12 protein-coding genes are annotated in these 20,025 nt (G+C 69.8%); 4 read left to right on the forward strand and 8 right to left on the reverse strand.

What is annotated here, in order from left to right; translation table 11 throughout:
- Positions 1 to 23: 23 nt before the first annotated feature.
- The 7 genes from gatB to E4M00_RS07485 form a co-directional block, all read right to left on the reverse strand.
- A complete protein-coding gene (gene gatB / locus E4M00_RS07455; protein ID WP_135119832.1) occupies positions 24 to 1,541 on the reverse strand; it encodes an Asp-tRNA(Asn)/Glu-tRNA(Gln) amidotransferase subunit GatB in 1,518 nt (505 codons plus the stop codon).
- A complete protein-coding gene (gatA, locus tag E4M00_RS07460; protein WP_135119834.1) occupies positions 1,541 to 3,070 on the reverse strand; it encodes an Asp-tRNA(Asn)/Glu-tRNA(Gln) amidotransferase subunit GatA in 1,530 nt (509 codons plus the stop codon). The genes gatB and gatA overlap by 1 nt, the downstream gene beginning before the upstream one ends.
- A complete protein-coding gene (gene gatC / locus E4M00_RS07465) occupies positions 3,067 to 3,366 on the reverse strand; it encodes an Asp-tRNA(Asn)/Glu-tRNA(Gln) amidotransferase subunit GatC (RefSeq protein ID WP_055819045.1) in 300 nt (99 codons plus the stop codon). The genes gatA and gatC overlap by 4 nt, the downstream gene beginning before the upstream one ends.
- A gap of 40 nt (positions 3,367 to 3,406) precedes the next feature.
- Positions 3,407 to 5,203: an alkaline phosphatase family protein gene (locus tag E4M00_RS07470; RefSeq protein ID WP_135119836.1), complete on the reverse strand. Its 1,797-nt coding sequence runs from the start codon at positions 5,201 to 5,203 to the stop codon at positions 3,407 to 3,409.
- Positions 5,204 to 5,206: 3 nt separating this feature from the next.
- Positions 5,207 to 7,543 carry an NAD-dependent DNA ligase LigA gene (gene ligA, locus E4M00_RS07475; RefSeq protein ID WP_135119838.1) on the reverse strand — a complete coding sequence of 779 codons (2,337 nt, stop codon included), beginning with the start codon at positions 7,541 to 7,543 and terminating at the stop codon, positions 5,207 to 5,209.
- 106 nt (positions 7,544 to 7,649) lie between these two features.
- Complete coding sequence (gene mnmA / locus E4M00_RS07480) at positions 7,650 to 8,792, reverse strand: tRNA 2-thiouridine(34) synthase MnmA (protein ID WP_135119840.1); 1,143 nt, start codon at positions 8,790 to 8,792, stop codon at positions 7,650 to 7,652.
- A 152-nt stretch (positions 8,793 to 8,944) separates the two neighbouring features.
- Positions 8,945 to 10,156 (reverse strand): cysteine desulfurase family protein, encoded by a 1,212-nt coding sequence (locus E4M00_RS07485; RefSeq protein ID WP_135119841.1) that lies wholly within the window; start codon positions 10,154 to 10,156, stop codon positions 8,945 to 8,947.
- A 167-nt stretch (positions 10,157 to 10,323) separates the two neighbouring features.
- On the opposite strand from E4M00_RS07485, the gene glgX reads away from it, so the two are divergent.
- Together glgX and ybaK are read left to right on the forward strand one after the other, a co-directional pair.
- Complete coding sequence (glgX, locus tag E4M00_RS07490; protein ID WP_135119843.1) at positions 10,324 to 12,366, forward strand: glycogen debranching protein GlgX; 2,043 nt, start codon at positions 10,324 to 10,326, stop codon at positions 12,364 to 12,366.
- 13 nt (positions 12,367 to 12,379) lie between these two features.
- On the forward strand, positions 12,380 to 12,865 hold the full coding sequence (gene ybaK, locus E4M00_RS07495) for a Cys-tRNA(Pro) deacylase (RefSeq protein WP_135119845.1): 486 nt from the start codon (positions 12,380 to 12,382) through the stop codon (positions 12,863 to 12,865).
- Between the two features lie 98 nt (positions 12,866 to 12,963).
- Here ybaK and glgP read toward each other — a convergent pair whose 3' ends face one another.
- Positions 12,964 to 15,531, reverse strand: a complete 2,568-nt coding sequence (gene glgP, locus E4M00_RS07500; RefSeq protein WP_135119846.1) for an alpha-glucan family phosphorylase — start codon at positions 15,529 to 15,531, stop codon at positions 12,964 to 12,966.
- Positions 15,532 to 15,615: 84 nt separating this feature from the next.
- Between glgP and E4M00_RS07505 the strand changes: the two genes are divergently transcribed.
- Together E4M00_RS07505 and glgB are read left to right on the forward strand one after the other, a co-directional pair.
- Positions 15,616 to 17,652, forward strand: coding sequence for an alpha-1,4-glucan--maltose-1-phosphate maltosyltransferase (locus tag E4M00_RS07505; RefSeq protein ID WP_193555553.1), 2,037 nt, complete (start codon positions 15,616 to 15,618; stop codon positions 17,650 to 17,652).
- Positions 17,649 to 19,865, forward strand: a complete 2,217-nt coding sequence (gene glgB, locus E4M00_RS07510; RefSeq protein WP_135119848.1) for a 1,4-alpha-glucan branching protein GlgB — start codon at positions 17,649 to 17,651, stop codon at positions 19,863 to 19,865. The genes E4M00_RS07505 and glgB overlap by 4 nt, the downstream gene beginning before the upstream one ends.
- The last annotated feature ends 160 nt before the right edge of the window (positions 19,866 to 20,025 follow it).

The raw sequence follows: 20,025 nt of genomic DNA on the forward strand, positions 1-20,025 counted from the left end.
GCCCTCACCGAGCGATAAGCGCGCTAGACCTGCTGCGCCCGCTCCAGCACGAGCTCGCGCACGCGGGCGGCATCCGCCTGGCCCTTCATGGCCTTCATGACGGCCCCGATGACCGCTCCGGCCGCCTGCACCTTGCCGTCGCGGATCTTCGCGAGCACGTCGGGCTGGCCGAGCAGTGCCTCGTCGATGGCGGCGATGAGCGCACCGTCGTCGGAGACGACGGCGAGCCCGCGGGCGTCGACGACCTCCTGCGGAGTGCCCTCACCGGCGATGACGCCCTCGAGCACCTGGCGGGCCAGGCGGTCGGTGAGCGTGCCGGCGTCGACCAGGTTGGCCAGCGCTGCGACATCGGCCGGAGACACCAGGCTCGCGGCATCCGCGTCGGAGGTGTTGGCGATGCGGGCGATCTCGCCGGTCCACCACTTGCGCGCGGCGGCCGGAGTGGCGCCGGCGGCCACGGTCTCGGTGATCTCGGTGAGGAGACCGGCGTTGTTGATGTCCTGGAACTCCAGGTCGGTGAAGCCCCACTCGGCCTTCAGCCGGCGGCGTCGGGCAGCCGGAGGCTCCGGCAGGGCCGAGCGCAGCTCCTCGATCAGCTCGGCCGACGGAACGACGGGCAGCAGGTCGGGCTCGGGGAAGTAGCGGTAGTCGTCGGCGTCGCTCTTCGGGCGTCCGGCGCTGGTCTCGCCGGTGTCCTCGTGCCAGTGCCGCGTCTCCTGCGTGATGCTGCCACCCTTCGCGAGGATGGCCGCCTGGCGCTGGATCTCGTAGCGCACGGCGCGCTCGACCGAGCGCAGCGAGTTGACGTTCTTCGTCTCGGTGCGGGTTCCGAGCGGGGCGACGGGCTCGCCGGCCGCAGCGCGCGGGCGCAGCGAGACGTTGGCGTCGCAGCGCAGGTTGCCGCGCTCCATCTTGGCGTCGGAAATGCCCAGCGACACGACGATGTCGCGGATGGTCGAGACGTAGGCCTTGGCCAGCTCGGGCGAGCTGTGCTCGGCACCGTAGATGGGCTTGGTCACGATCTCGACCAGCGGAACGCCGGCGCGGTTGTAGTCGACGAGCGAGTACTCGGCACCCTGGATGCGTCCGGTGGACCCACCGACGTGAGTCAGCTTCCCGGCGTCCTCCTCCATGTGCGCGCGCTCGATCGGCACGCTCACGATGGAGCCGTCGGAGAGCTCGACGTCGACGGATCCCTCGAAGGCGATGGGCTCGTCGAACTGCGAGATCTGGTAGTTCTTCGGGGTGTCCGGGTAGAAGTAGTTCTTGCGCGCGAAGCGGCTCGACGGCGCGATCTCGCACCCGAGCGCGAGACCGAGGCTGATCGAGTACCGCACGGCCTGCGCGTTGACGACGGGCAGCGAGCCCGGCAGGCCGAGGCAGGTCGGGGTGATGTTCGTGTTGGGCTCGGAGCCGAACACGTTCGGCGCATCCGAGAACATCTTGGTCTTGGTGTTGAGCTCGACGTGCACCTCGAAGCCCATGACGGGCTCGAACAGTTCGAGTGCCTTGTCGAAGTCCATCAGTTCTGCGCGGGCCATCAGCGGGCACCTTCCTGGGCGGCGATGAGCTGGGTGAGGTCGGGAGCCTGATCGAGCAGGCGACCGCCCCATTCGGCCTCGAGGAGCTTCTCGAGCGCTCCGCCGACGGTGTAGAGACGCTCGTCGGCCCGGGCCGGAGCGACGAACTGGATGCCGACCGGCAGGCCGTCCTCGGCGGCAAGGCCCGCGGGCAGCGAGATGCCGGGAACGCCCGCGAGGTTGGCCGGGATGGTGGCGATGTCGTTGAGGTACATGGCCATCGGGTCGTCGGACTTCTCGCCGAGCTTGAACGCCGTGGTGGGCGCCGTGGGCGAGGCGACCACGTCGACCTGCGCGAACGCGGCGTTGAAGTCGCGCTGCACGAGGGTGCGCACCTTCTGGGCGCTGCCGTAGTAGGCGTCGTAGTACCCGGCCGACAGCGCGTAGGTGCCGAGGATGATGCGACGCTTCACCTCGGCGCCGAAGCCGGCCTCGCGAGTGGCGGCCATCACGTCTTCGACCGTGCCGCCGCCCTCGGGCGTGACCCGCAGGCCGAAGCGCACGGAGTCGAACTTGGCCAGGTTGCTGGAGGCCTCGGCGGGCATGATCAGGTAGTACGCCGAGATGGCGTACTCGAAGTTCGGCGTGTTGACCTCGACGATCTCGGCACCGGCCTTCTCGAGCAGCGCGAGCGACTCGTGGAACCGGTCGAGGACGCCCTGCTGGAAGCCCTCGCCGTCGAGCTGGCGGATGACGCCGATGCGCATTCCGGAGACGTCGGCGGTGCGCACGGCCTCGGCCATCGACGGCCAGCGGTCGCGCAGCGACGTCGAATCGTGGTGGTCGTGCTTGCCGATGATGTCGTGCAGCAGAGCGGAGTCGAGCACGGTGCGGCTGACGGGACCGATCTGGTCGAGCGACGACGCCATGGCGATGGCACCGTAGCGGCTGACGGCGCCGTACGTCGGCTTGACGCCGACGGTTCCGGTGACGTGCGCGGGCTGGCGGATGCTGCCGCCGGTGTCGCTGCCGAGCGCGATGGGCGCCTCGAAGGCCGCGACGGCCGCGGCCGAGCCACCGCCGGAGCCACCGGGGATGCGGTCGAGCGCCCACGGGTTGTGGGTCGGCCCGTAGGCGGAGTGCTCGGTGCTGGAGCCCATCGCGAACTCGTCCATGTTGGTCTTGCCGATGGGGATGAGCCCGGCCTCGCGCACGAGGCGCACCGAGGTGGCGTCGTAGGGCGGAACCCAGCCCTCGAGGATGCGGGACCCGGCCGTCGTGGGCATGTCGGTGGTGACCAGCACGTCCTTGACGGCGATGGGGACACCGGCGAGGGGTCCGAGCTTCTCGCCCGATCCGCGGCGACGGTCGATGTCGCGGGCCGCGGTGAGAGCGGCATCCGTCGCCACGTGCAGGAAGGCGTTCACGCCGCCGTCGACGGCGGCGATGCGGTCGAGCGAGGCCTGCGTGGCCTCGACGGCGCTGATCTCGTGCGCGGCGAGGCGCTCCCCGAGCTCGGAGGCGCTCAGGCGGATGATGTCGTCGCTCACTGCTCCTCCCCCAGGATCGCCGAGACGCGGAAGCGCGAACCGTCGTGGTCGGGAGCGCCAGCGAGGGCCTGCTCCACCGTGAGGGTCTCACCGACGACGTCGTCGCGGAAGACGTTCTCGAGCGGGATCGGGTGGCTCGTGGCCGGCACGTCGGGCGTGGCGACCTCGGTCACCTTGGCGACGGAGTCGACGATCTGGTCGAGTTCCGCGGTGAGGGTCGCGATCTCTTCTGGGCTGAGGTCGATGCGTGCGAGATTCGCGATGTGCGCGACCTGCTCGGCACTGATTCCGGACATGGGTCTCCGTCGGATCGTGGCGTGTGGGTACTGATCGATTCTATCGGGGCACGCCGAACAGCCCGGTGCCGTACTTCTGGAGCAGGTCGAAGGCGTCGCCGTAGGTCTGGGGCTCCGCCTCTCCGGGGGCGCCGTACTTCGCGATCAGCAGGCCGACGAGTCCGCGGCCGGGCGGACTCAGCGGATGATCGCGGTCCTTCTGCGCGGGGTGCGGAGTCGACTCGGGGTTCGGCGGGCTGTACTGCGGCGTGGTCGTCGGCCAGGTGCGGGGATCCCGCGGCGTGCGCAGGGTGACGGCGTTCAGGATGTCGGGAGCGCCGTCGTCGCGCTCGGTGAGGGGTTTCAGTCCGTGCAGCTTCGACAGCGTCGCGATGAGGGAGCCGTGGTGCATGGGGTCGTTGATGACGCTGCCGGATGCCGTCCACGCCGAGATCGCGATCGCCGGCACGCGGCAGCCGAGCCTGTCGAACGTGAATCCCATCTCGCCCGGATCCTTCGCGCCCTTGCCGCCCGGAGGAGTCGCGTCGGGCGGGGGCACATGGTCGTACGTTCCCCCGTGCTCGTCGAAGGTGATGAGCAACAGCGTGTTGAGCGCGTTCGAGCCCGTGGTCGCCGCACTGGTGCGCACGGCATCGTAGATGCGGTGCACCAGCGCTTCGCCCGCCCGCACGTCCGAGATGGCGCTGTCGATGACCGGCTCGCCGTCGAGGTCGCTCTCTCGGAGACGCCCCACCGGCGGGTGGAAGTCGTTGTGGTCGTAGATGAGACGCGGCTCGACGAACGAGTACGGCGCGAGCTTCCCATCGGCCACATCGGTGTAGAACTGCGACATGGGTGCGAAGTGCGCGGTGCGCCAGTACTTCTCCAGGGCGGGCGCGTGCAGCACGCCGGTCAACGACACGAGCTGCAGGTCGTCGAAGTAGATCCGCCAGTCGATGCCCGCGTCCTCCAGGCGGTTGAAGACCGTCGGGTCGGCCGGTGCGTCGAGCCACTTGCTGTAGCCGGCTCCGCCCTTGTTCGTGACGAAGCCGTGCGAGGTCGAGGCGTGGAAGAACGATCGGTTGCAGAAGGTCTGCGATGGCACGGCGCAGTGCCAGGCGTCGTAGAGGGCGAAGTTGCGGGCCAGCGTGGACAGGACCGGGAGCATCTCGGGAGAGAAGCTCCCCATGATGTGAGCGGCCGCCTCGGGACTCGGCGGCGATCCGCCCCGGAGATGGCGGTACTCGGATCCGTAGTCGGCGAGGAACCCGCTCATCGTCGGCTTCGCTCGGGCGGCAGGCGCGTTGAAGGGCGCCTTCATGTCCTCGACGGCGATTCCGGCGTTCGACGGCGGGTCGACGGTGCCGAACAGCTGGGTGTTGACGTGCGGGTACTCCTCGCCCGGGTCGGGATCGGGTCGGCTCATGATCTCGTCCGTCGGTCCGGCGTAGACATGGGCCGCGACAGTCCGGCCGTCGAGTGTGCTGTTCGAGTAGTCGCCGAAGGCGATGCCGTCGAAGGTCTGGCCCGACGGCAGGTCGTCGGGGGTGTAGAGGAAGCCGAGCAGGTTGTCGAAGGAGCGGTTCTCGCCCATGAGCACGATGATGTGCTCGATGCCCGGGGCGGCGCCGGGGTCTGGAGTGGGCTGGTCGGCCCGGGCGCCAGCCGAGGCGTCGTTCACGCCCCTCTCATGGCCGATGACCCCGCCGGCGACTCCGCCGGCGATCACCCCAGCCGCCGCGATTCCGCCGGCCGTCAGAAAGGCGCGACGCGAGGTGCCGCCTGGCTTCTGCTCGGGCGCCTGCCCGGGCGTCTGCCCGGCCTCGGACCCTGAACTCTGCTCCCCCGGCGCGGCCATCGGTCAGTCCGCGCTCTCGGAGGTGCCTTCAGTGTCGGCGTTCGGAACGGCGACGGCGACGGCGACGGCGTCGGGGCCGCCCTCGAGCAGCAGCCTGAACTGGTCGGCATCGAGGATCCGGATACCGAGCGCCTCGGCCTTCCCCAGCTTCGACCCGGCTCCGGGCCCGGCTGCGACGAAATCGGTGTTCTTCGAGACGCTCGACGCGGACTTTCCGCCGGCGGCGATGATGGCTTCCTGCGCCCCCTCACGGGTGAAGCCCTCCAGAGATCCCGTGGCCACCACGGTGAGTCCGGCGAGGGGTCCACCCGCCGCGGCTGCAGCGCCAGGGCCCGGATGTCCCGGCGTCGTGAACTGCACGCCTGCCGCCGCCCAGCGATCGACGATGTCGACGTGCCAGTCGACGGTGAACCAGTCGAGCACGGCATCGGCGATGATGCCGCCGACACCCTCGACTTCGGCGAGCTCCTCGCGACTGGCCGCGCGGATGGCGTCGAGCGAGCCGAACCAGCCCGCGAGTGCCCGCGCTGCGACGGGTCCGACGTGACGGATGTTGAGGGCCACGAGGATGCGCGCGAGCGGCTTGGTCTTGGCCTTCTCGATCTCCTCGATGAGCTTGATCGCGTTCGCCGAGGGGACGGCATCCGCGTCGCCGTCGAATTCGCCGGCCTCGGGATCGAAGGCGCCGTCCTTCTTCGCCCGGCGCCGACGGAACGGGGTGTCGATCTTCGCGGCGCCGTCGTCGAGCTCCTTCGGGAGACCCGTCTCGGAGTCGCGCACGACGACCTCGATCGGGAACAGGTCGGCCACGGTCAACGAGAACAGCGTCGCCTCGGTGACGAGGGGCGGCACCTCGGGTCGTTCCGGCTGGGTGAGGGCGGACGCCGCCACCTCGCCGAGGGCCTCGATGTCGAGGGCGCCGCGTGATCCGATGTGCTCGACACGTCCGCGCACCTGGGCCGGGCAGCTGCGCGCGTTCGGGCAGCGCAGGTCGATGTCGCCCTCCTTGGCGGGAGCCAGCGGGGTGCCGCACTCGGGGCAGTTCGCGGGCATGACGAAAGCCCGTTCCGAGCCGTCGCGCAGCTCGACCACCGGGCCGAGCACCTCGGGGATGACGTCTCCGGCCTTGCGCAGCACCACGGTGTCGCCGATGAGCACGCCCTTCGCCTTGACGACGTCTTGATTGTGCAGGGTGGCCTGACGGACCTCGCTGCCCGCGACGCGCACCTTCTCCATGACGGCGTACGGCGTTGCCCGCCCGGTGCGGCCGACGCTCACGACGATGTCGAGCAGCTTGGTGTTCACCTGCTCGGGCGGGTACTTGTAGGCGATGGCCCAGCGCGGGGCGCGGCTCGTGGCACCGAGCTCGTCGTGCAGCTCGAGCTCGTCGACCTTGATGACGATGCCGTCGATCTCGTGGCTCACGCTGTCGCGGTGCTCGCCGTAGTAGCGGATGAAGTCGGAGGCCTCAGCCGCCGTCGGCACCACGCGGTAGTACGGCGAGGTGGGCAGACCCCAGCTCTGGAGCAGCTCGTAGGTCTCGGACTGGCTGGCCACAGGCGGGTTCTGCCAGGCGCCGATGCCGTGCACCAGCATCCGGAGCCTGGAGAGCCTGTCGTGCATGAGGGCGAGCTGGGCGCCGGTCTTGCCCTCGGCCTTCTGGCGCAGTGAGCCGCTGGCCGCGTTGCGCGGGTTGGCGAACACGCGATCGCCCGCCGCTGCCTGGGCTGCGTTGAGTTCGCGGAACAGCTCGACCGGGAAGTAGACCTCTCCACGCACCTCGACGATGTCGGGGTGGTCGGTTCCGGCGAGCTTCTCGGGGATGACCGAGATGTAGCGGATGTTCTCCGTCACGTCTTCCCCGACGACGCCGTCGCCTCGGGTCGCCGCCGTGACCAGGACCCCGCGCTCGTAGCGCAGGTTGATGGCGAGGCCGTCGATCTTGAGTTCGCAGAGATAGGCCACGCTGCGGCCGGCATCGCGCTCGACCTTGGCCGCCCAGAGTTCGAACTCCTCGATGGAGAACACGTTGTCGAGGCTGAGCATGCGCTCGGCGTGCTGCACCGGCGCGAACAGCGTGGAGTCGGCGCGCCCGCCGACAGTGAGGGTGGGGCTGTCCTGGCTCTGCACCGCCGGGAAGAGGCGTTCCAGCGCCTCGAGCTCGTGGATGAAGGCGTCGTACTCCTGGTCGGAGTGGATGGCGGCGTCGCGCTCGTAGTACGCGTCGCGCGCCTCGAGGATGAGGGTGGTCAGCTCGCCTGCCCGTGCCGAGGCCTGCTCGAGGCTGAGCGTCTCGAGTTGGTCGTCGGTCGGCGGCGTCGCGGATGCATCGGGGCTCACCCGATCAGTCTAGGGACGACGACCGACGCTCGGCACGGATGCCGCCACCGGCCGCCGCGCGCAGTGGGTCGCGCGAACTCCGCGTCCGACGCGCTACGACCGCAGGCTACGCGCGGGCCTCGGCGAGCAGCGGCTCCACCGGCACGGCGCTCACGGTGCGGTCGATGGTGCACTGGCCGAGCACGCGGGTGCCGACGTAGACGACGGCGGTCTGGCCCGGGGCCACGCCGTTGAGCGGCACGTGCGGGGTGACGACGAGCTCCTCGGCTCCGGCGGCATCCGTCGACACCACGGCCGTCGCGGGCACCGGATCGGCGTGAGCCCGGATCTGCACCTCGCACTCGAACGGCATGTGCGAGTTGAGCGGCGGGAGACCGGCCCAGGTGAAGCGCGAGCCGGCGATCTCGGCGATGTCGAGAGCCTCCTTGGGGCCGACGACCACGGTGTTGTCCTTCGGGCGGACCTCGAGCACGAAGCGCGGCTTGCCGTCGGCTGCAGGAGTGCCGATCTGGAGGCCGCGACGCTGGCCGACCGTGTAGGCGTGCGCACCCTCGTGCTCGCCGAGCTTGGCGCCCGTGCGGTCGAGGATGTCGCCGGTCTCGGCACCGACGCGCTCGGCCAGCCAGCCGCGGGTGTCGCCATCGGGGATGAAGCAGATGTCGTGGCTGTCGGGCTTCGACGCCACGCTGAAGCCGCGCGCGGCGGCCTCGGCGCGCACCTCGGCCTTCGACGGGGTCGCGCCGAGCGGGAACATCGCGTAGGCGAGCTGCTCGGTGGTGAGCACGCCGAGCACGTAGGACTGGTCCTTCGCCCACGCCGCGGCGCGGTGCAGCTCGCGGTTGCCCGCGGCATCCGTCGTGATCGAGGCGTAGTGCCCGGTGACGACGGCGTCGAAGCCGAGCGAGACGGCCTTCTCGAGCAGGGCGGAGAACTTGATGCGCTCGTTGCAGCGCATGCAGGGGTTCGGCGTGCGACCGGCGGAGTACTCGGCGATGAAGTCGTCGACGACGTCGGCCTTGAACCTCTCGGAGAAGTCCCACACGTAGTACGGGATGCCGATGAGGTTGGCGGCGCGCTGGGCGTCCATCGAGTCCTCGATGGTGCAGCATCCGCGCGATCCCGTGCGCAGGGTTCCGGGCATGCGGCTGAGCGCGAGGTGCACGCCGACCACGTCGTGTCCGGCGTCGACGGCGCGCGCCGCGGCGACCGCTGAATCGACGCCACCGCTCATGGCTGCCAGAACTCTCATGGGTCCCAGTCTACGAAACGGATGCTGGACGGATGCCGTCTGCCGTGGTGTCCCGTTCGCTGAGGCCCGGGCGCAGTCCGCGGCCGAGGCGCACGATGGCGACCCGGGCGCTTCGGGCGGTCGCTTCGCTCGGCCCTCAGCGAGCGGGCCGATCAGCGATCGAAGGAGGTCGTGCGTCCGGCCAGGCCGGCGCGCGCGGCCTGCGCGTATGCCGCAGGCAGCGCCGCCACGAACGCGTCCACGTCGGCCTCCGTCGTCGTGCGCCCGAGCGTCACGCGCAGGGCACTGCGTGCGGTCTCGTCGTCGCGTCCCATCGCGAGCAGCACGTGCGACGGCTCGGGGATGCCCGCCTGGCACGCCGACCCCGTCGAGACCGAGACGCCGGCGGCATCGAGCAGGAACAGCAGCGAGTCGCCCTGGCAGCCCGGGAAGGCGAAGTGGGCGGTACCCGGCAGCCGTCCGGCGGCATCCGGGTCTCCATTGACGACGACCGACGGTACCGCGGCGACGACACCGGCGACCAGGCGCGAGCGGAGTGCCTCCACCCGCGCCGACTCCCCCTCCATCGCGGGGATCACCGCTCCGGATGCCGCAGCGAACGACACGGCCGCCGCGACGTCCTGCGTTCCCGACCGCACCTGCCGCTGCTGGCCGCCGCCGTGGATCAACGCCTCGAGCGCAGCGGTCCGGCTCAACACGAGTGCCCCGATGCCGACTGGCCCGCCGATCTTGTGCGCCGACACGCTGAGCGCCACCAACCCGACGCCGGCCGCGGCGCCCGAGGCGGCGCGCACGTCCGCGAAGGAGATCGGGACGTGCCCGTACGCGGCGACGGCGTCCAGATGAAGCGGAATCCCGTAGCGGGCGGCGAGGGCCGCGATCTCGGCGACGGGCTGGAGTGTGCCGACCTCGTTGTTGGCCCACAGCATGCTGACGAGGGCGATGGAGGCGGCATCCGTCGCCAGGGCGCTCTCGAGGGCGTCGAGGCGGACGCGGCCGAGCTCGTCGAGCGGCAGCCAGTCGATGACAGCATCCTCGTGCCGCTCGAGCCACTCGACCGTGTCGATGGTGGCGTGGTGCTCTCCCCCGGGAACGAGGATGCGAGTGCCTGGACGGGCCCAGAACAGGCCCTTGATGGCGAGGTTGATCGCCTCGGTGCCGTTGCCCGTGAAGACGACCTCGATGGGATCGCAGCCGAGGGTCGCTGCGACCTGTTCGCGAGCCTCCTCGAGGAGGCGTCGGGCGTTCTGGCCCTGACTGTGGATGGACGACGGGTTGCCGACGACGGCCATGGCGTCGACGTAGGCCGAGATGGCGGTATCCGACATGGGAGTCGTCGCGGCGTGGTCGAGGTAGACGGCCATGAGTCCTCCGATCGGTCGAGCGCGCGCCTCCCATTCTCGCCCGTATCCGGAGGAGTACGTCACGAGTGCACCCGACCACGCGCTGGGATGCACCAGCGTCGGAGGCGAGCCGGGCCACGGGAGCGCCGTGTCCGGATCGGCCTTCAGCGATCAGTACTGTTGATCGCATGACTCACGCCCGGCCCTCCGCCCCGCTCGGCGTACGGATGACCTCGCACGGCGGGGAGTTGCGCGTCTGGAGCGCGACCGCCGAATCGCTGGAACTCTGCCTGTTCGACACCAACGACTCCGACTGGGTCTTCAAGACCGTTCCGATGACCCGTGAGGGCGATGTGTGGTTCGCCCGCACCCGCAGCCTCTCCCCCGGACGCCTGTACGCGGTGCGCGCCACGGGTCCGAAGACACCGCAGGATGCCTTCGATCCCGATCGCCTGCTGCTCGATCCCTATGGCCGCGGCATCACCCGCTCGGCCACCGGATGGCGATCCGTCGTCGTCGACGACGAGTTCGACTGGCAGGGCATCGAGTCGCCGCGCACCTCCCTCGACCACACCGTCGTCTACGAGATGCACGTCAAGGGCTTCAGCAAGCTGAACCCCGACGTTCCGGCCGAACTGCGCGGAACCTACGCCGGGCTGGCGCACGACGCCTCCGTCGCCGCCCTGCAGGATCTCGGCGTGACGGCCGTCGAGCTTCTCCCGGTGCACGCCTTCACCTCGGAGCAGCGGCTCATCAAGCAGGGCCTCGAGAACTACTGGGGCTACAACACCCTCGGCTTCTTCGCCCCGCACGCCCCCTACGCCTCCGATGCCGCCCAGGCCGCCGGGGCCGACGCCGTGCTGCGCGAGTTCAAGGGCATGGTGAAGGCCCTCCACAAGGGCGGGATCGAGGTCATCCTCGACGTGGTCTACAACCACACGGCCGAGGAGGGCCCCGGCGGCCCGACGACGAGCCTGCGCGGCATCGACAATCGCGGCTACTACCGCCAGGACGCCCACGGCGGCTACATCGACACCACCGGCTGCGGCAACACCCTCGACTTCGGCCAGCAGGCCCCGCAGGATCTCGTGCTGGACTCGCTGCGGTATTGGGCGGAGGAGGTGCAGATCGACGGCTTCAGGTTCGACCTGGCCGTCACCCTCGGACGAGGAGAGAACCTGGCGTTCGACCCGCAGCATCCGTTGCTCCAGGGCATCCTGAACGATCCGGTGCTGTCGCGGCGCAAGCTCATCGCGGAACCGTGGGACATCGGCCCCGACGGCTGGAAGACCGGCGCGTTCGGCGACGGCTGGACCGAGTGGAACGACCGCTACCGCGACCGCATGCGCGACTTCTGGCTGGGCGACATCGCCCGCGCCCGCGCGACGGGATCCGCGGGCAGCGGCATCGGCCGGTTCGCGACCCGCCTCGCCGGATCAGCGAACACGTTCTCGCAGCAGCGCGGCCCGCTCGCCTCGCTGAACTTCATCACGGCGCACGACGGCTTCACCCTCGCCGACCTCACCGCCTACAACGAGAAGCACAACGAGGGCAACGGCGAGAGCAACCGCGACGGATCGAGCAACAACAACTCGTTCAACCACGGAGTAGAGGGCCCGACGACGGATGCCGTCATCCTCGACACCCGTCGCCGCGCGATGCGCAACCTGCTCGGCACCCTGCTGCTCTCGGCCGGAGTGCCCATGCTCACCGCCGGCGACGAGTACGGCCGCACCCAGCGCGGCAACAACAACGCGTACTGCCAGGACAGCGAGCTCACCTGGCTGAGCTGGAAGCGGGAGGCCTGGCAGACCGATCTGTTCGCCGTCACGAAGCGCCTGCTGCAGTTGCGCCGCGAGAACCCGGCGCTGCGCCCCGTGAACTTCGGAATGTTCGGCGAGACGGTGCCGAGCGCGTCGCAGATGGACTGGTTCAACGACGAGGGCCTGTCGATGTCGGAGGAGGACTGGAACTCGCCCGACGAGCGCACGCTCCAGTACCTTGCGGCGTCCACGCCCGAGTTCGAGGAGTTCAACCGCATCCTGCTCGTGATCCACGCCCTCGAGGAGCCGACCTCGGTCACTCTGCCCGAGCACGCGGGGGTCGAGGGCTACACGCTGCTCTGGGACTCCTCGGACGACACTCTCGACGACCGCGAGACCGAGTTCGTCCCGGGCCAGGAACTTCAGGTCTCGCCCACGTCGATGCAGCTCTACCGCGCCCACGACTGAGGGGACGGACCTGTTGGTGAGAACGGATGCTCCGGGCACACCGGCGACGGTGGCACTCACTGCGGCCGGCATCCCGTTCACCGCCCACGTCTACGAGCATGACCCGCGGGCGACGAACTTCGGCACCGAGGCCGCCGAGAAGCTGGGCCTCGATCCGGAGCAGGTGTTCAAGACCCTCGTCGCGGACGTCGCGGGCACGCTGGTGGTCGCCGTCGTTCCCGTGACGGGCATGCTCGACCTCAAGGCACTCGCGGCTGCGGCAGGCGGCGGCAAGGCTGCGATGGCCGACCCGAAGCTGGCGGAGCGCAAGTCGGGCTACATCGTCGGCGGCATCAGCCCGATCGGTCAGAAGACGCCGCTGATGACGGTGATCGACGAGACCGCCATCCTGTTCGACACCGTGTTCGTGTCGGGCGGCAGGCGCGGGTTCGACATCGAACTGGCGCCGGATGACCTTGCGGCGATCACCGGGGCCACGTTCGCGGCGATAGCTCGCTGAACCGCTCGCTGAGGCCCGCGCGCAGCGCGCGGCCGAAGCGAGTCCACGATGGCGCTTCGGCCGCGGACTTCGTCCGGGCCTCAGCGAGCGGGGGCGCCCTACGCCGTCGCGATCAGTCCCAGATCGGCCGTGGCCGCCATCAGTCCGTTGTGCGGCACGACACGCACCGTGTAGCCGAACGACCCGGCGCGCCCGAGCTTCACCGTGCCCGTGAACAGCGTCGGCTTGCCAGCATCCGGGGTCGCGTCCTTCGCAGCCACGGGCTCCAGAGCCAGCCGGTGCACATCGGTGAGCTCGTCGTTCTCGCCGCTGCGCCCGTAGACGGCCTCGACGAGCACGTCGTCAGGCGAGAGCCCCCCGAGGTGGATGTGGGCACGCAGGTGCAGCTCGTCGCCCACCTGCGGCACCGAGGTCATGCCCCCGGACTCCACGTGCGCGACGGACACCCCCGGCCACGCGGCATCGACCTTGGCGCGCCAGGCCGCGAGCTCGCGGCCGCCCGCGAAGTGATCGGCGGAGAGGGCCTTCTCGGCAGCGGCGGCGGGCACGTACAGCGCCTGCACGTACTCACCCACCATGCGGTCGGCTGACAGCGCCGGAGACAGCGTGCGCAGGGTGTGACGGATGCTGCGCATCCAGCCACGGGGAATACCGTCGTGGTCGCGGTCGTAGAATCGCGGCGCGATCTCGTGCTCGATGAGGTCGTACATGGCCTCGGCCTCACGGCGGTCGCGCTCGGCCGGATCCGTCACCTCGGCTGAGGGGATGGCCCAGCCGTTCTCGCCGTCGTAGAACTCGTCCCACCAGCCATCGAGGATCGACAGGTTCAGCACGCCGTTCAGCGCCGCCTTCATGCCCGATGTCCCGCAGGCCTCGAGCGGACGGAGCGGGTTGTTGAGCCAGACATCGGTGCCCGGGTACAGCGTCTGGGCCATGGCGATGTCGTAGTCGGGCAGGAAGACGAGTCGCCCGCGGATCTCGGGCTCGGCGGTGAACCGCACGAGTTCCTGGATGAGCCGCTTGCCCTCGTCATCCGCCGGATGCGACTTACCGGCCACCACGATCTGGATGGGTCGCTCGGGATGCGTGAGCAGGGCGCGCAGGCGATCGCGGTCGTGCAGCATGAGGGTGAGGCGCTTGTAGGTGGGCACGCGACGGGCGAAGCCGATCGTGAGCACGTCGGGGTCGAGCACCTCGTTCGTCCAGGCCGCGACAGGACCCGTGGGGTTCTGGCTGCGCCACGACTTGGCGGTGCGTCGTCGCGCATCCTCCACGAGGTCGGCGCGCATGGCGTTCCGCACCGACCACAGGTCGAGGTCGCTGAGCGCCTCCGACGACCAGTCGACGCGGGTGGTGTCGGACGTGCCGAAGGTCTTCTCGGCGAGCTCGAGCAGGCGCGGGTTGGTCCACGTGGGCGCGTGCACACCGTTGGTGACCGAGCCGATCGGCACGTCGTTCGCGTCGAATCCCGGCCACAACCCCGAGAACATGCCGCGGCTCACCTGGCCGTGCAGTTTCGAGACGCCGTTGGCGCGCTGCGCGAGGCGGAGGCCCATCACGGCCATGTTGAAGACGTCCTTCGTTCCGCCGTCGTACGACTCGGCGCCGAGGGCGAGCACGTCGTCGACCTGCACGCCGGGCAGCAGGTCGGTGGAGAAGTAGCGGGTGATGAGCGCCGCATCGAAGCGGTCGATGCCGGCGGGCACCGGCGTGTGGGTCGTGAACACTGTTCCGGCGCGCACCACCTCGAGCGCCTCGGAGAAGGAGAGCCCCTCGCCGATCAGCCCGGCGATGCGCTCGAGCCCGAGGAAGCCGGCGTGGCCCTCATTGGTGTGGAACACCTCCGGAGCCTCGGTGCGGGTGAGCTCCGACCAGGCGAGTACGGCACGCACGCCGCCGATGCCGAGCAGGATCTCCTGCAGCAGCCGGTGCTCTCCCCCGCCGCCGTAGAGGCGATCGGTGATCTGGCGCAGGTCGTCGGCATTCTCGGGGATGTCCGTGTCGAGCAGCAGCAGGCGCACGCGTCCCACGGCCGCCTGCCAGATGCGGGCGTGCAGGGCCCGGCCATCCGGAAGCGCGATCGAGATCTGCAGCGGCGAGCGGTCGGGTCGGCGCAGCACGGCGAGCGGGAGGCCGTCGGGATCGAGTGCCGGATAGCTCTCGAGCTGCCAGCCGTCGGCCGAGATGGCCTGCGTGAAGTAGCCGGCCTTGTAGAACAGGCCGACCGCCACGAGTGGGATGCCGAGGTCGGAGGCGCTCTTGAGGTGGTCGCCGGCGAGGATGCCGAGACCACCCGAGTACTGCGGCAGGGTGGCGGCGATGCCGAACTCCGGCGAGAAGTAGGCGATGCGAGCGGGCTTGTCGCCGTCGAGGTGCTGGTACCAGCGGGGCTCCTCGAGGTAGGAGGTGAGCTCGTCGCGGAGCTGGTTCGCCCAGCCGACGTAGCCGTCGTCGGCGGCGAGCTCGTCGAGGCGCTCGCGGCTGACCTCGCCGAGCAGGGCGATCGGGTCGTGGTCCACCGCACGCCACACCGCGGGATCGATGCGCTCGAACAGGCGCCGGGTGGGCTCATGCCACGACCAGCGCAGGTTGCCCGCGAGGGCTTCCAGGGCGCCGAGGCGGTCGGGGAGGACGGCACGGACGGTGAACTTGCGGATGGCCTTCACCCGACTCACCCTATGGCCGTGATGTGACCGGCGTGTAAACGTCAACCCTCAGCGCGCCGCACCTGATCGCGCTACGGTCGGAGAGTGAGTTTCACAACAGTGTCAGCAGGCCGTATTCCCGTTCTCGACCTCTCGCCGCAGATCAACGATGATCTCTGGCCGGCGAAGGCCTTCGTCGGTGAGGTGGTGCCGTTCCGCGCGACCGCCTTCCGAGAGGGCCACGACCTCATCGGCGTCGAGCTGGTGATCACCGACCCGACGGGAACGACATCCGTTCACCGCATGAAGCCCCTCGCTGCGGGCACCGATCGCTGGGAGGCGCAGGTGCTGCTCGACGTGCAGGGAGAGTGGTCCTGGCGTGTGCGGGGGTTCGCCGACGACTTCGAGACCTGGGTGCACAACGCCGAGCTCAAGGTTCCGGCCGGGGTCGACGTCGAGCTGATGTTCACCATCGGCGCCCAGCTGCTGGCCGGGGCCGGAGCCGATAAGGCCCGCCCGCTCGCCGATCGCCGCCTGTTGAGCGCCGCCGCGAAGAAACTGACCGATGTCTCGAAGACGGATGCCGCCCGCCTGGCCGTGTCGGCCGACCCGCGTCTGCACGAGATCATCGGCCGCCACCCCGTCGCCAGCCTCGAGTCCCATTCGCCTCAGCGACTGATCCGTGTCGAGCGCACCCGCGCCGGACGCGGCTCCTGGTACGAGTTCTTCCCGCGCTCGGAGGGCGCGAGGAAGCTGCCCGACGGATCGTGGAAGAGCGGCACCTTCCGCACGGCCGCGAAGCGACTGCCGGCCGTGGCGGCCATGGGCTTCGACGTGCTCTACCTGCCGCCCATCCACCCCATCGGCCGCGCCTTCCGCAAGGGGCCGAACAACACCCTCGACGCGGGGCCCAACGATCCGGGCTCGCCGTGGGCCATCGGCTCGGCCGAGGGCGGGCACGACGCCATCCACCCCGATCTCGGAACCCTCGCCGACTTCCGCTATTTCGTCGGAAAGGCCCGGGAGGCCGGCCTCGAGATCGCACTCGACTTCGCGCTGCAGGCCTCGCCCGACCACCCCTGGGTCACAGAGCACCCTGAGTGGTTCACCACCCTGCCCGACGGCACCATCGCCTTCGCCGAGAACCCGCCGAAGAAGTACCAGGACATCTATCCGATCAACTTCGACAACGACCCCGAGGGCATCCGCCAGGAGTCGCTGCGACTCATCAGGCACTGGATCGCCCAGGGCGTGCGCATCTTCCGGGTCGACAACCCGCACACCAAGCCGCTCGACTTCTGGGAGTGGCTCATCGGCACCGTCAACGCCGAGAACCCCGACATCGTCTTCCTCGCCGAGGCCTTCACCAGGCCGGCGCTGCTGCAGAGCCTCGCGAAGGTCGGCTTCCAGCAGTCGTACACCTACTTCACCTGGCGCAACACGAAGGAGGAGCTCGAGGAGTTCCTCACCTCCCTCTCTACGGAGACGGCCGACTTCCTGCGCCCGAACCTGTTCGTGAACACGCCCGACATCCTCACCGAGTACCTGCAGTTCGGTGGTCCGGCCGCCTTCACCATCCGCGCCGCCCTCGCCGCGACGATGGCGCCGACGTGGGGCGTCTACTCCGGATTCGAGCTGTTCGAGGCGGTCGCCCGCCCGGGCGCAGAGGAGGCGATCGACAACGAGAAGTACGAGTACAAGCCGCGTGACTTCGCGGCCGCCGAGAAGTCGGAGCGCTCTCTCGCCCTCTTCATCGGCATCCTGAACCACATCCGTTCGACCCATCCCGCTCTCGGGCAGCTGCGCAACATCCGCTTCCACGGCAGCGACGACGACGCCGTGCTGGTGTTCTCGAAGCACCTCGACGGCGCATTCACCCCGACCGGCGAGTCCGACTCGATCATCGTGGTCGCCAACGTCGACCCCCACTCGGTGCGCGAGACCACGGTGCACCTCGATCCCACGGCGTTCGGGCTGCCGTCCGACGCCCTCTTCGAGGTGCACGACCTCGTCACGGGTTCAGTCTGGACCTGGGGAGAGCACAACTACGTGCGCCTCGACTCGTTCACGACCCCAGTGCACATCCTGCACGTCCGCCCCGTCTCAGCGACGGATGCAGCATCGAAGGGAATCCCCGCATGACACGCGACGACGCCGAGGTCGCCCTGGGCCTGCCCGAGCTCTCCCCCGAACTGCTGGCCACCCTCGCCACGGGCAGCCACTTCGACCCGCACTCGGTGCTCGGCCAGCACCTCGTCGACGCCGCCGGCGTTGGCGACCCCGTGACGGTCATCCGCGCCCTGCGGCCCCTCGCGGAGAGCGTGCACGCCGTGCTGCCCTCCGGCGCGCACATCGAGCTCGCTCACATCGGGCACGGCATCTGGCAGGGCGTCAGCGTGCTCGGCGTGCAGGACTACACGCTGGAGACCCGCTACGCCGACGGCGCCCATTGGATCGCCGACGACCCGTACCGCTATCTGCCGTCGATCGGCGAGCTCGACCTGCACCTCATCGGCGAGGGCAGGCACGAGCGCCTCTGGGACGTGCTCGGCGCGCACTACCGCGAGCACCTCGGCGTGACCGCGGGCACGCGCGGCACGTCGTTCACGGTCTGGGCGCCGCGAGCCCGGGCCGTGCGCGTCATCGGCGACTTCAACGGCTGGGACGGCACCCAGCACTCGATGCGCAGCATGGGCGGGTCGGGAGTCTGGGAGATCTTCGTTCCCGAGCTGCACCCGGGCAGCGCCTACAAGTTCGAACTGCTCACCCAGGGCGGCGAGTGGGTGCGACGGGCCGACCCGATGGCCAGGTTCACCGAGGTTCCTCCGGCGACGGCATCCGTCATCGGGGAATCGAACTACACCTGGAACGACGGCGAGTGGATGACGCACCGCACCTCGCACGACGTGCACGACGACCCGATGAGCGTCTACGAGTTGCACTTCGGCTCCTGGCGCCCGGGGCTGAACTACCGCGACGCCGCCGACCAGCTCATCGAGTACGTGAACGAGTTGGGCTTCACGCACGTCGAGTTCATGCCACTGGCCGAGCATCCCTTCGGCGGATCCTGGGGCTACCAGGTCACCGGCTACTACGCCGTCACCAGCCGGTACGGCCACCCCGACGACCTGCGCTACCTGATCGACCGGCTGCACCAGGCCGGCATCGGCGTGCTCATGGACTGGGTGCCCGGCCACTTCCCGAAGGACGAGTGGGCCCTGGCGAACTTCGACGGAGCGCCCCTGTACGAGCATCCCGACCCGCGCCGCGGCGAGCAGAAGGACTGGGGAACCCTGGTCTTCGACTTCGGCAACCGCCAGGTGCGCAACTTCCTCGTGGCGAACGCCCTGTTCTGGCTCGAGGAGTTCCACGTCGACGGCCTGCGCGTCGACGCCGTGGCCTCGATGCTCTACCTCGACTACTCGCGCAAGGAGGGCGAGTGGGAGCCGAACATCCAGGGAGGACGCGAGAACCTCGAGGCGATCTCGTTCCTGCAGGAGGCGACGGCCACGGCCTACAAGCGCAACCCCGGCGTCGTCATGATCGCCGAGGAATCGACCAGCTGGAAGGGCGTCACGGCGCCCACCTCCGCCGGCGGACTCGGATTCGGCTTCAAGTGGAACATGGGCTGGATGCACGACTCGCTCCAGTACATCCAGGAGGACCCGATGTACCGGTCCTACCACCACAGCGAGATCACGTTCTCGTTCCTCTACGCGTTCAGCGAGAACTTCATGCTGCCGATCAGCCACGACGAGGTCGTGCACGGCAAGGGCTCGCTGCTGGCCAAGATGCCGGGCGACCACTGGCAGAAGCTCGCCAACGTGCGCGCCTACCTCGCCTTCATGTGGGCCCACCCCGGCAAGCAGCTGCTCTTCATGGGCCAGGAGTTCGGCCAGCCGTCCGAGTGGAGCGAGGAGCGCGGACTCGACTGGTGGGTGCTCGACCAGCCCAGCCACCGCGGCCTCTTCGATCTCGTCGGCGCGCTCAACCGCGTGTACCGGGAGAACCCGAGCCTGTGGGCTCTCGACAACGACTCGAGCGGCTTCGAGTGGATCGACGGCGGCGCTGCCGAGCAGAACGTCGTCTCGTTCCTCCGCAAGGACGGCAGCGGCGACGTGATCGCCTGCATCATGAACTTCGCCGGCAACCCGCACAGCGACTACCGCGTCGGCCTGCCGTTCGCCGGGCGCTGGGACGAGATCATGAACACGGATGCCGCAGCCTACGGCGGCTCCGGCGTCGGCAACCTGGGCGGCGTCGAGGCGACGGCGACGCCCTGGGCCGGGCGTCCGGCCTCGGCCGCGGTCACGCTGCCGCCGCTCGGGGGGCTCTGGCTGAAGCTGCAGCGGTAGCCCGTCACCCGCTCGCCGAGGCAGCGACGAAGTCGCCGCTTCCCGCTCGCCGAGGCAGCGACGAAGTCGCCGCTTCCGCTCGCCGAGGCAGCGACGAAGTCGCCGCCGAGGTGGAGGGAGGCGGCGCGCTCCGGTGGCTTCGGCGCGCTTCGGCCGCGGA

Source organism: Orlajensenia leifsoniae (genome assembly GCF_004570845.1).
Classification (GTDB): Bacteria; Actinomycetota; Actinomycetes; order Actinomycetales; family Microbacteriaceae; genus Orlajensenia; species Orlajensenia leifsoniae.